An 11,152-nucleotide genomic window follows, 5' to 3' on the forward strand; every position below is an offset into this window, starting at 1 on the left:
TGCTGCGGACGGCGCCGGGCCGGGTGACGGCTCGCGCCTGCGCCGCGGCTGCGGTCAGTCTGCTCTCGGCGGCCAGCTCCTCCGTGAGGCCGGGGCCATCGGTCACGTTCAGTCCTCGGCGAGGATCGAGTACAGCTTGCGCCGTGTCTCGTCGAGGAGCGCTGCGGCCCGTTCGGCCTGATCGGGGGTGGCGCTGCTCTGCACCTGGACGACGGCCTGGGCGAGGCGAGCGCCGGCCTTCGGGAGGGTCGCTGCGCGCTCGGCGCGGCGGGCGGCGGGCGACTCCCAGGGGAGCTCCCCGGCTGAGGCATCCACTGCGACGGCGCGGCCTTCTTCGGTGAGCGCGTAGACCTTGCGCTCGCCGGTGACCTCGGGCACGACGAGGCCCTCGTCGGAGAGCAGCTGGAGCGTGGGGTAGACGGAGCCGGGGCTCGGCTTCCAAGCGCCACTCGTGCGGGCTTCGATGGCCTGGATCAGCTGGTAGCCGTGCTGTGGGCCCTCGAGGAGCGCGACGAGGAGGGCGGTCCTGACATCTCCGCGGCCGGCTCGAGCAGTGGTCGGTCGCGAGGCGAAGGTCTCGCGGATCTCATCGACGGCTTCGCGGAGGCCGAAGCCGAGTCCGCCTGGGGTGTGCTGAGCGACCATGTGCATTCCTTTCGAGTGCCGAGCATCCGGTGGCGATCGTGTCGACCGGGTGGATGCGCGGATTGGCGATACCTGACGACACCCGACGATACATCGGTGAATGTCGGCGAAGCTGTGCATTCCGGGTGGCTCTGAGTGTTGACAGACAATCACTTGTCTTTGTTGCTAAGTACCAGTACTCGGTGTTACTTTGTACCGGTATTCATTGTTACTGAGTAGAGAAGGTGGCCGATGGGCAGGCAGGCATCCGAGATGCTCAAGGGCACGCTCGAAGGCATCGTGCTCGCGATCCTCGCGAAGCGCTCCGCCTACGGGTACGAGATCACGAGCTGGCTCCGCGAGCAGGGCTTCGTCGACATCGCCGAGGGAACGGTCTACGCGCTCCTCGTGCGCATCGAGCAGAAAGGCCTCGTCGACGTCGAGAAAGTCCCGTCCGAGAAGGGCCCGCCGCGGAAGGTCTACACGATCAACGCCGCGGGCACCGAGTACCTCGCGGAGTTCTGGCGCACGTGGGGCTTCCTCGTCGAACGCCTCGAGCAGCTCCGAGGCGCCATCACCGCACCATCCGCTGCAACCAGCACAGACATCGAGAGAGGCAACTGACATGGCCGCCAAGTGGATCGAATCGCTCACGGGCTCATTCGAGGAGAAGAAGCAGTACAAGGAGGCACAGGCCCGGCTGGATGCGCTGCCGGAGCCCTACGGCAGGGTCGCGAAGGCCGTCCAGCGCTACCTCATGTACTCCAGTGGCGTCGTCGATGGCGAGTCGATGGTGCGCATGAACGCTGATCTCGCCGACCTCTGGGAGCGGGCCGTGGCCGATGACGCGCCTGTCCGCGACATCGTGGGCAGCGACCCGGTCGACTTCGCCGAGACGTTCGGGCAGTCGTACTCAGGGAAGCAGTGGATCGACAAGGAGCGCGCACGCCTGGTCACGGCCGTCGAAGAAGCGGAGCGAGGGCAGTAGTCAGCCCCCCACCGACGGTCTCAGGCGGGCGGGAACGTGCAGGTGACGGTGGGGAGCTCGATTCTGAGGTCGTCGTTCGCCATCAGGTCGCTTGGAGCGATCGCCTTCGAGAAGAGCAGTCGCAGCGTGACCATTCCAGCCGCGCCTCCGGAGTGGTGGGCGAACGTGATCGGGGTCATCTTCGGGTCTGCGCTCTGCGTGACCGGAAGCGTCTGTGTCGGCGCCGGATCGGCGGATGCCGTGGAGAGCACTGCGAGGGATTCGATCATCGTCCCCCTCCCGTCGACGACCTCCACGGCGACCGCCGCGGGGCGGCTCGACCCCGCTGCAGACGAGCGGCGGGTCGCGCACGCCCGGGTGGTGAAGGTGTACGTGCGGCCAGGGGTCACCGGGAAGGCGTAGCTCGCACTCCAGGTGGCGGGAGCAGCCGTGCCAGCGGCGTCCATCCCGGAGACCAGGGTGATGCCCGTCGGGCTCTCGAAGCCGTTTGTGCCCGAGCCCTCGACGAACGCACCCGTGAGCGGGCCGGCGTCGATCTTCCACGCCGAGCGTGAGGTGGAGTTTCCGAGGCAGGGGTACTCGGGGGGAGCAGTAGGGGCGACCGCGGCCGCAACGACAGGTGCGCTCCAGGCCGGGCCCCTCAGAATCCGTCGCGCGGTCATCTGCAGGGTGGCGGTCAGTGTCGGTTCCCGTCGCGCTTCTGCTGTCGCTTTTTCGCGCTGCGTCGTTTGGTGATGATGCCGAGGGCAAAGGTGATGATGCGGAGGAACATGGTGGTGGAGCTTTCGGGTTGGAGCTGGGGCGTGCTTGTTGGGTGGGGGTCTGGCTACTGCAGGCGAGTCGGCTTCTGGGTCTGTGCTCTGAACCCGCCGGTCAGCTGGAGGAGCACCGGCAGTTCCCTGCCGAGCAGAGCGTCGAGGGTGTGGAGGTCACGTTCGACGAGGTCTGTTGCGTCCCTCGGGGAGACCCCTCGCCGACAGCTCGCCGAGACTTTCAGCGCCGGGGTTCCGCGCACCTCGTAGGCGGAGACGCTGGTCGAGAGGAACTCATCGCGTTCGCCGAGCGAGTCCGAGAGCGCGTCTCTGGCGACACTGACGTCCACGACAGTCGGTCCCGCCTTCGACGCGCGGTCGTGGATGAGGGGTCCCGTCCGACCCTGCCCCTGTCGGAGGCTGAAGGCGAGGAGCAGGATGATGCCCACCACGAGGACGGCGACGACGGCGATCATCAGCCAGCTGAAGTCCGTGCCGGGGAAGGGGGTCTGCTGGAGCCAGCTGCCGACCTGCGTGGTGACCGTTTCAGAGATCGGGGTCCAGGTGTCCTTGGCTCCGGGCAGCCAGGCGCCGATGGCGGCGGCTGCGCCCACAATGAGCAGAAGGAGCCCTGTGGCGACGATGAGGAGCCGGTTCAGGCCTCGGTTCGTGCTGTTCATGCGCCGACCTTCCCGTTCTCTGCGACGCGGACCTTGGCGGTGACGCGTGGGGTGAGCTCGTACTGCTCGAGCTGCCGGGTGACGGCCGCTTCGATGGAGGCGGCGTCGACGGGCACCCCGGAGGCGGGCACGAGGTGGACGTCGGCGCGACGGTGCGAGACCGAGACGGTGACGTTGTCCGGGCTGACGTGGCCAGCTCGAGCCGCGTGGCGGGCGAGCGCCGAGGCGATGACCGCGTTGTCCGCGACGGTCGCGGTCCGCGACGAGCGCAGCGTGTGGCGCGCTCGCCGTCCGGGGGCGAGCCCCGCGATGAGCAGGACCAGACCCAGGATGGCGACCACGACGCCCGCGATCCCGACGTACTGGGCTGGCTGCTCGAGCACCCCGAGGGTCGACGTGAACATGTCGACCGGCGCGACGAGCAGCGCGGGGAGCGCCAGAAGCGCCAGGACGATCTCCGTGCCGACCCAGGCCGCGACGACGATGAGCAGCACGGCCAGGACGATCGCGAGCGCCGACCGTGGCGAATGCGTCTCGCGCCGAGCGACCCGTTTGTAGAGGGAATCGTGGTTGCTCATGTGACTCGTTCCTCGGTTCGGATGTCGAGCCCGGTGATCCGCAGCATGACGCGGTCGACGCGCGAGTCGGTCAACGTCTGGAAGCGGTCCCGGATCGCGACCTTCGCGGCTTCGACTCGATCGAGGATCGCCCCGCCGCTGCGTTCGATGGCGGCGTCCTGCGAGCGGATGCGGGAGAGGGAGGGCACACGAATCGGTGTGCTGATCCGCAGCGCGAGGTTGCCGTTGTGGTCGTCGAGGTCGACGTTGACGTTGCCGGCGTCGACCCCGAGGGCGTCACCGGCGACAGCTGACGCGACACGAGTCAGGGCCTTCGCGGTGAGTCGTGTTGTGCCTCGCTGCGCCGCGCCGTGGTGTGTGGTCGCGGCGATGCTCATGAGGAGGTGTTCCGTCCTCGGATGACGTCGACGAGGGCGCTGGCGTCGAGCTTTCCTTCGAGGATGCGTCCGATGACGCCGCCGATGATCATCGCGATCGCGACGAAGAAGAAGGCCCAGAAGCCGAGGATGATCCAGGTGAGCGCGAGGACTGCGCCGATGAGGATGCCGGTTCGGGTGAGGGATGCGGTGTTCACTGGACTCGCGCTTCTTCCGCCTTGTTGGTGTCGTTGTCTTCGGAGGGGAGGTGGACGTCGTTGACGGTGACGTTGACTTCGGTGACCTCGAGGCCGACGATCGTCTCGACGGCGCGGATCACGTCGGCGCGGACGCCGTCGGCGACGTCCTGGAGGGAGACTGGGTACTCGGCGACGATGGTCACGTCGACGGCGACCTGCTTCTCGCCGACCTCGACGCTGATGCCCTGGCTCTGGTCGGTGGCGTTGATGGCGTTGCGGATGGCGCCGATCGCGCGGGCCGCACCGCCACCGAGGTCGTAGACACCACGGGCGTCGCGGGCGGCGATGCCGGCGACCTTCGCGACGACGCCGTCATCGATCGTGGTCTTGCCGTTGGCGGCGTGAGCGGGGCGCAGATCCTTGCGGTCGCTGGACGAGGTGCTGACGTTCGGGGTGGTGTTCGACATGATGCTCTCCTTGTGGTTGCCCGGCGGTGCGGGTGCACCTGCTGCGGGGTCGTGCTGGTGAGACGTGTGCTTTTCATGATTTGTCACGAAATACTTGAGAAAAAAAATCTGGGGCCCGATCGCGCGTCGTGATGGTGCGGGCGAAGGGGTGAGAAGAGGTCTTGGTTGGGGTGGAGGTCGCAGCTGCGGTCCGCTGTAATGCGCGAGTGGTATTTCACATTGCGTGCACCTAGCGAAGTGAACTCGTATCTGCCCGGTGAGCATATGCACGGCGTACGCGGCGGTAGCCGAGAGTTCCTCCCCGCTTTGTGGCCCAATTCGGGTCTGATACGTCTCCTGATCTGGGTTTTCCTGTGAATGCGAATACTGGATCGGCTCGCGGACGACTTTGATTCAGCTCGCCGACGGAAATGATTCTGGCGGGGAAGAAGTCGCCGAGTGACTCGCAGTTTGCTGCGTTCCAGCTCACTTCCCCGGGTGTTTTCATCCGGTGAGATGCCCGACCTGGTTCTCCAACCCATCCGACAGAATGGAATGTGTGACGAACGCCGCGCTCGTGTCGTCTCACCAGGGAACGTGCGGTCTGCGCGTTCTCCGAATGACATCGAGCGATTGGAGTGGGTGAGGTGCAGGAGCACACGAGTCAGGCAGACACCGAGGTTGCCGTGAGGGAGTCGAGCGACGGCCAGTGGCCGACGCGGACGGAACTCCCTCGGGTGGTCTCGCTCACTGTCGACGAGGTGGGGCCGGAGGCCGTCGAGACCGTGCGGGGCTGGGGATGGCATCTCCAGTCGGACGGTCAGGACTTCAGGGTCGTCGGCGATGTGCTCAAGAACGACACCTTCGCCCTCAGCCGCTACCGCCACACGGCAGCGACCTTCCGATACGAAGTCCCGAGCGCCTTCGCCGGGGGCGCCGCCAGGCTGCTCCTCGCCTGCCTGGAAGGCGAGGTCGTGGTCGACATCGCCGGAACGCTGGAGACGCTCACCCCCGGCAGCGTGCTGTTCGCCAACCCGGAGGATCTCGTCAGCAAGACGTCGAATGGCCCGGTCAGCAGCCTCCTGGTCATCTTCCCCCGCCCCCAGTCCTTCACGGAGAACTACGTCGGAACGACCTCGGCGTCGGATGCCTACCTGCAGGTGCTCGTCGACGCCTCCGCATCCATCCTCAGCGGCGGACTCCGTGCTGAGGACCCCGCCTTCACCCGCGTCGGGCTGGGCGTCGAGGCGCTGGTCTGGGCGCTGGCGACTCAGACCGAGCTCCGCACGCTCAGCACGGCGAGCACCGACCTCGCTCACGTCTACAGCGAGGCCGTCAAGTACGTCTCCCGGTTCGCGTCAGACGAGGCGACCACGGTGAACTCGATGGCCGCCGCCCTCGGCGCATCCCGGGCGCACCTGTATCGGGCATTCGCCGCGACGGGTGACACCGCGTCGGCCTACCTCAGGAGGGCGCGCGTGCGCCTCGCACAGCGCCTGCTGCTCGAGGGAGCGAATCAGGATGCGGCCGCCAGGGGCGCGGGTTTCGGCACGGCGCGGCGCATGCGGAGTGCCCTGGCCGCGGCCCCGGACGCCGCGGTGTCGCCGCAGAAGGCGATCCTTCCCGCGGCGGAGTGAGCTGACGCTCGCTTGCTCGTCTCGCCCGCACGGAGTCTCGTCTTTCCGTCGAGCCCTCCGCTCGGCAGTCTGCCTCAGGGATAGATCGGGGTTCAGGGGTGCGAGTCCTGCGCAGCCACGTGCTCGACGCGCGTGTTCTCGCTCGTCAGCAAGCTCCCATCGGCGGCCTTCGGGGTGAGCTCCGGCACCCGGATGCCGTCCTCGCCGACCAGTGACGAGTGCGCCTCCCCGCTGGAGAAGGCGTGGTGTTCGCCCCACTGCCGCAGCGCGACGATGACGGGAAAGAGGTCACGACCCGCTTCAGTGAGCTCGTACACTCTGCGTTTCCCGGTCGGCGCATCCACCTGGGCCAGGAGCCCGGCCGAGATGAGTTTCCGGAGTCGATCGGTGAGGATGTTGCGCGCGATGCCGGTCCGCTGCTGGAAGTCGGTGAAGGAACGGGCGCCGTCCATGGCGTCGCGGACGACAAGCAGGCTCCAGCGGTCGCCGACCAGGTCAACGGTGCGGGCAACTGGACAGCTCGGGTCTGTCCAGTCTTGGCTCGCCGTGGAGCTCGACATGTGATCTCCCTTGAGTTGCGTACTGCAACCATTTTGCCCTACGTTCAAACAGTTGCAATGTGCAACTGATTGCGAGGGGTCTGTGAATCGAGGTACGAGAGCGCTGCTCGCGGTCATCTGCGGAGTCGCCGTGGCGAGCATCTACGCGAGCCAGCCAGTGCTCGGACAGATGGGTCGCGAGTTGTCGGTGCCCGTCGAGGCCGTCGGGTGGCTTGTCGCCGCCGCCCAGCTCGGCTACCTCGTCGGCCTGATCCTGCTCGTGCCATTGGGGGACCTGCTCAACCGCAGACGGCTCATCGTGGTGCACCTCGTCCTGCTGGCCGGTGCACTTGCCCTCGTCGCGGCTGCGCCCGTCGCCTGGGTCGCCTTCGCGGGCCTCGCGAGCACCGGGATGCTCGCCGTCGTCGTGCAGACGGTCGTCGCCTACGCCGCCGCGCTCTCGGACCCTGCGGAGCGCGGCCGCACCCTGGGTGTCGTCACCTCCGGCGTGGTCATCGGGATCCTCGGTTCCCGCATCCTGTCTGGCGCCCTTGCCGACCTCTGGGGCTGGCGCAGCATGTTCGTCGCCCTCGCGGTGCTCGCCGTAGGCCTCGCGGCGGTCGCCCTGTTCAGGCTCCGGGCGGACTCCCGCACCGGACTGGTGCCGTCGTACCTGGGGGTGCTGCGCTCGTTCTTCCACCTGCTCGCGCAGCCGTCCCTGCTCGGACGCGGTGCGATCGCCTTCTTCCTCTTCGCCTCATTCGGCGCACTGTGGAGCGGGATGACCGTGCCTCTGGCGGGTGCTCCCTGGCATCTCAGCGAGACGCTCATCGGTGTCGTGGGCATCGCGGGACTCACAGGTGCCCTCGGCGCAGCACGAGCCGGACGGTGGGCGGACGCGGGACACGCGAATCGCGTGGCGGGAATCGCGCTCGTCGTGCTCCTCGCGTCCTGGCTCCTCATCGCCCAGCTCACCTGGTCGCTCATCCTCCTGCTGCTGGGAGTCGTCGTCCTGGACTTCGCCGTCCAGGCCGTGCACGTCAGCAACCAGCACATCCTCACCAGCGCCGACCCGGGCCGGGTCAGCACCACCATCGGCGCATATATGGTCTTCTACTCCCTTGGCTCGGCCACCGGTGCGGCGTCCACCACCGCCGTCTACGCCTGGGCGGGTTGGCACGGGTCCGCGATGCTCGGAGCCGCGTTCGCGGCCGCCGGCCTCGTCGCCTGGGTGCTCGCCTCTTCCGTGCGGCGGGCCCCACACGCGACCGACGGAATGTCGGAGCCCCGTCCTAGGCTGGTCGCATGACGACGGCGACATCACTTCAGGGCACCTTCAACTTCCGAGACACCGGCGGCATGCCGCTGGCGGCCGGCGGTACGACGACGCCCGGCGTCTTCTACAGGTCAGATGCGCTGAGCTCCCTCACCCAGACCGGCCTCGAGGAGCTCGCCGCGAGCGATATCGGTGTCATCGTCGACTTCCGCACCCTCTCCGAGCGGCAGATGGCGCCGGACCGCCTCCCCGTGAGTCGCCCGTTCCGCGTCGCGGAGCTGCCCCTGCTCGAGGGTGCCGTGTCCGGTCTCGTCCAGCAGGGCCTGCAGTCGGCGGCGGGCGGTGGAGACCCGTCTGAGCAGGCGAAGGCTCTCGAGGCGGTGCTGGCGCAGATCCCCTCGCTCGGCGAGCTCTACGTCGGCATGCTCGAGCACGGGGCCGCGTCGTTCGCTGAGCTCGCACGCCTGGTCGCCAACGCGACGACCGCCCCGCCGACAGCGGTGCTCGTGCATTGCACCGCAGGCAAGGACCGCACCGGAGTGGGCTCGGCGTTGCTGCTCGACGCGGTCGGCGTCGAGCGATCGGCGATCGTCGCCGACTACACGTCGTCCGGTGAGCGCCTCGCGGGCGAGTGGGCTGAGCGCATGTACGGCATGGTCGCGCAGTACGGCCTGCCGCTCACCGACGAGATCAAGGACCTCGTCGCCGCGACCCCGGCCTCGGCCATCGAGCGTGCCCTCGAATGGGTGGATGCCCACGGCGGCTCGGCAGCCTACCTGCAGTCAGGCGGGCTCACCGGTGCGGAGCTCGCCGCGCTCAAGGGTCGTCTCACGGGCGCTTGAACCGGGATCACCGGGAGTCGGGGCGCTCGGCGGCGCGGCGCGTCCCGCCGAGCGTTCGACGCCGATCCCCGCCGCGATGACCAGCGCGAGACCCACAACCGGCAGGATGCCCGGCACCTGGTGCAGGAGCAGCAGCCCGATGACCAGTGCGACGGCGGGCTCAAGGCTCGTGAGGGTTCCGTACGCGGCCGCGGTGATGCGGCGCAGCGCCTGGATCTCGAGCATGAACGGCACGGTCGGCAGGAGAACGGCCAGGCCCAGGCCGGCGAGCGCGGCCTCCCAGGTGAGCAGCGGGATCGTGCTCGGCGCCGCGATGAGGCTCGCGATGACGGCGGCGACCGGAATCGACACGGCGAGGCCGCGTACCCCGCTCAGCTCGTCACCCACCCGCTGCGTGCAGAGGATATAGACGGCCCAGCAGGCGGCGGCGGCGAGCGCATACAGGACGCCGAGCGGGTCGATGTTCCCCGTCCACGGCTCAGTGAGCAGCCCGACCCCGACGGCCGCGATCAGCGGCCAGAGCAGAGCCCGGCCGCGGCTGCGCAGCACGGCGACGGCAAGCGGGCCGAGGAACTCGAGGGCCGCGGCAGTGCCGAGGGGGATGCGGTCGATCGCGAGCGTGAAGAGCAGGGTCATTCCCGAGGTCGCCGCGCCGAGCACAACGCACGCCAGGAAGCTGCTGCGCGTGAACCATGAACGGCGTGGGCGCACGATGACCAGCACGAGCGCTGCCGCGAACACGAGGCGGATCCAACCGGTGCCGAGCGGGCCGAGCTGCTCGAACAGGCCAGTGCTGAGCGCGAGCCCGAGTTGCACGAAGAGCATCGCCGAGATGGTCATGAGCGTGCCGGAACGCGCAGTTCCCCGCGGAGCTGGCGCGAGCTTGGACGTGGTCATGGAATCAGGATGTCGCTCGGCGGTGTCCGTGTCCACGCGAGATGAGCGAACACATCGTTCGCGAAAGACGCACAATGATGGAGTGGACGGTGACGCCCGCGACCAGGATCACCGGCTGGAGGGCCCATGGAGACACGACGCCTCGAGTACCTCGTCGACCTCGACCGGCTCGGCTCCATGCGCGCGGTCGCCGAGCTCCACCGAACCACGACGTCCGTCGTGTCACAGCAGCTCGCACTCCTGCAGCAGGAGCTGGGTGCGCGACTCCTCGAGCGAATCGGACGCGGGGTGCGGCTGACCGCCGCGGGTGCTCGGCTCGCGACGCGCGCATCCGGGATACTGGCGAGCCTCGACGATGCGAAGCGCGACTTCGACCCCGACGGTGAGCCGCAAGGCACGCTGCGCGTTGCCGGCTTCGCCACGGCGGCCCGCGCCCTGTTCCCGATCATGCGCGAACTCGCCGCCTCGCACCCCGGGGTGCGGCTCGTGCTCGAGGAGCAGGAACCCGACGAAGCGCTCGCGCTCGTGGATGCTGGCCGAATCGACCTGGCACTCGTCTACGACTACACGCTCGCGCCGCTGCGCATCCCCACCCGCTACGAGAGCGTGCGGCTCTGGCAGGGGGAGTGGGGCATCGGCATGGCGGACCGCCACGCCGACGCGCTCCAGGGCCGCGGGCGGGTGCCGCTGCCGAACCGCGAGCTCATGCTCGCGCTGCGCGACCAGGAGTGGATCGGCAACTCCAGGAACAACGCCGATGAGATCGCGATCGGCGTGCTCGCATCGCTCGCCGACTACGAGCCGAACGTCACCCACCAGTCCGACGACCTGGCCCTCGTCGAAGACCTCATCGCCGCCGAGTTCGGGGTCGGGATGCTGCCCCTCACGAGGCAGCAGCGCGACAACGTGCGGATCGTGCGGATGCAGGACCCGCCCATGCTGCGCGCATCCGCCGCTTACCTCCGCGGCACCGCGGAGTGGCCGCTGCTGCGCCACGTGCTCGACCGGCTCACCCCCGGCTGACCTGGTTGCGCCCCCTCCTGCTGGCCTTCCGTCCGCGGTCCGCCCGGTGTTCGCTCCACATCCGGGCCCCGGGCCCCTGGCCCCTGGCTCTCGGGATGGGTTCCACGCTTCGGGATGGGTTGCAAGCCATCTGCGTGCGTCGGAGCCATCCCGAAGCGTCGGTGTCCTCCTGACCTGAGTCCGCGGTCGCCGACGGCCGACCGGATTGGCGCGGCGGACCGGACGCGGTTCCGCGAATCTCCCTCGCGCATGGGTGTGGCTGCTGTTTCGGGATGGGTTCCACGCCTCGGGGTGGGTTGCAAACCATCCCGAGG

Annotated in this window: 15 protein-coding genes; 6 read left to right on the plus strand and 9 right to left on the minus strand. The window is 68.6% G+C overall.

Going from position 1 to position 11,152, the window contains the following annotated elements; all coding sequences use genetic code 11:
* Positions 1-108: 108 nt before the first annotated feature.
* Entirely contained in the window at positions 109-645 is a 537-nt protein-coding gene (locus tag C5E05_RS11235) for a PadR family transcriptional regulator (RefSeq protein ID WP_228496668.1), read from the minus strand.
* Between the two features lie 231 nt (positions 646-876).
* Here C5E05_RS11235 and C5E05_RS11240 point away from each other — a divergent pair, with 231 nt between their 5' ends.
* Positions 877-1,248, plus strand: a complete 372-nt coding sequence (locus C5E05_RS11240) for a PadR family transcriptional regulator (RefSeq protein WP_104341967.1) — start codon at positions 877-879, stop codon at positions 1,246-1,248.
* A gap of 1 nt (position 1,249) precedes the next feature.
* Positions 1,250-1,612 carry a DUF1048 domain-containing protein gene (locus tag C5E05_RS11245; protein WP_104243979.1) on the plus strand — a complete coding sequence of 121 codons (363 nt, stop codon included), beginning with the start codon at positions 1,250-1,252 and terminating at the stop codon, positions 1,610-1,612.
* A gap of 20 nt (positions 1,613-1,632) precedes the next feature.
* Here the strand turns inward: C5E05_RS11245 and C5E05_RS11250 are convergent, their stop codons facing one another.
* The 6 genes from C5E05_RS11250 to C5E05_RS11275 form a co-directional block, all read right to left on the minus strand.
* Positions 1,633-2,274, minus strand: coding sequence for a hypothetical protein (locus C5E05_RS11250; protein ID WP_104300316.1), 642 nt, complete (start codon positions 2,272-2,274; stop codon positions 1,633-1,635).
* 164 nt (positions 2,275-2,438) lie between these two features.
* Complete coding sequence (locus tag C5E05_RS11255) at positions 2,439-3,044, minus strand: hypothetical protein (protein WP_104341968.1); 606 nt, start codon at positions 3,042-3,044, stop codon at positions 2,439-2,441.
* Positions 3,041-3,622, minus strand: coding sequence for a DUF6286 domain-containing protein (locus C5E05_RS11260; RefSeq protein WP_104341969.1), 582 nt, complete (start codon positions 3,620-3,622; stop codon positions 3,041-3,043). Before C5E05_RS11260 ends, C5E05_RS11255 begins: the two co-directional genes overlap by 4 nt.
* Complete coding sequence (locus C5E05_RS11265) at positions 3,619-3,999, minus strand: hypothetical protein (RefSeq protein ID WP_104307561.1); 381 nt, start codon at positions 3,997-3,999, stop codon at positions 3,619-3,621. The genes C5E05_RS11260 and C5E05_RS11265 overlap by 4 nt, the downstream gene beginning before the upstream one ends.
* On the minus strand, positions 3,996-4,196 hold the full coding sequence (locus C5E05_RS11270; RefSeq protein ID WP_104243617.1) for a DUF2273 domain-containing protein: 201 nt from the start codon (positions 4,194-4,196) through the stop codon (positions 3,996-3,998). Before C5E05_RS11270 ends, C5E05_RS11265 begins: the two co-directional genes overlap by 4 nt.
* On the minus strand, positions 4,193-4,645 hold the full coding sequence (locus C5E05_RS11275; RefSeq protein ID WP_104341970.1) for an Asp23/Gls24 family envelope stress response protein: 453 nt from the start codon (positions 4,643-4,645) through the stop codon (positions 4,193-4,195). Before C5E05_RS11275 ends, C5E05_RS11270 begins: the two co-directional genes overlap by 4 nt.
* A 626-nt stretch (positions 4,646-5,271) precedes the next feature.
* Between C5E05_RS11275 and C5E05_RS11280 the strand changes: the two genes are divergently transcribed.
* The gene (locus tag C5E05_RS11280) at positions 5,272-6,261 is read left to right on the plus strand and encodes a helix-turn-helix domain-containing protein (protein ID WP_146081097.1); all 990 of its coding nucleotides are present in this window, start codon (positions 5,272-5,274) and stop codon (positions 6,259-6,261) included.
* Positions 6,262-6,353: 92 nt separating this feature from the next.
* Here C5E05_RS11280 and C5E05_RS11285 read toward each other — a convergent pair whose 3' ends face one another.
* Positions 6,354-6,821 carry a helix-turn-helix domain-containing protein gene (locus C5E05_RS11285; RefSeq protein ID WP_104243966.1) on the minus strand — a complete coding sequence of 156 codons (468 nt, stop codon included), beginning with the start codon at positions 6,819-6,821 and terminating at the stop codon, positions 6,354-6,356.
* An 82-nt stretch (positions 6,822-6,903) separates the two neighbouring features.
* Between C5E05_RS11285 and C5E05_RS11290 the strand changes: the two genes are divergently transcribed.
* Positions 6,904-8,109, plus strand: a complete 1,206-nt coding sequence (locus tag C5E05_RS11290; RefSeq protein ID WP_104341972.1) for an MFS transporter — start codon at positions 6,904-6,906, stop codon at positions 8,107-8,109.
* Positions 8,106-8,918, plus strand: a complete 813-nt coding sequence (locus C5E05_RS11295) for a tyrosine-protein phosphatase (RefSeq protein WP_104341973.1) — start codon at positions 8,106-8,108, stop codon at positions 8,916-8,918. The genes C5E05_RS11290 and C5E05_RS11295 overlap by 4 nt, the downstream gene beginning before the upstream one ends.
* Here C5E05_RS11295 and C5E05_RS11300 read toward each other — a convergent pair.
* Positions 8,859-9,815, minus strand: a complete 957-nt coding sequence (locus C5E05_RS11300) for a DMT family transporter (protein WP_104342022.1) — start codon at positions 9,813-9,815, stop codon at positions 8,859-8,861. The genes C5E05_RS11295 and C5E05_RS11300 overlap by 60 nt on opposite strands.
* 126 nt (positions 9,816-9,941) lie before the next feature.
* Between C5E05_RS11300 and C5E05_RS11305 the strand changes: the two genes are divergently transcribed.
* On the plus strand, positions 9,942-10,838 hold the full coding sequence (locus C5E05_RS11305; RefSeq protein ID WP_104341974.1) for a LysR substrate-binding domain-containing protein: 897 nt from the start codon (positions 9,942-9,944) through the stop codon (positions 10,836-10,838).
* Positions 10,839-11,152 lie beyond the last annotated feature (314 nt).

This window comes from Pseudoclavibacter sp. AY1H1 (assembly GCF_002931055.1).
Taxonomy (GTDB): domain Bacteria; phylum Actinomycetota; class Actinomycetes; order Actinomycetales; family Microbacteriaceae; genus Pseudoclavibacter.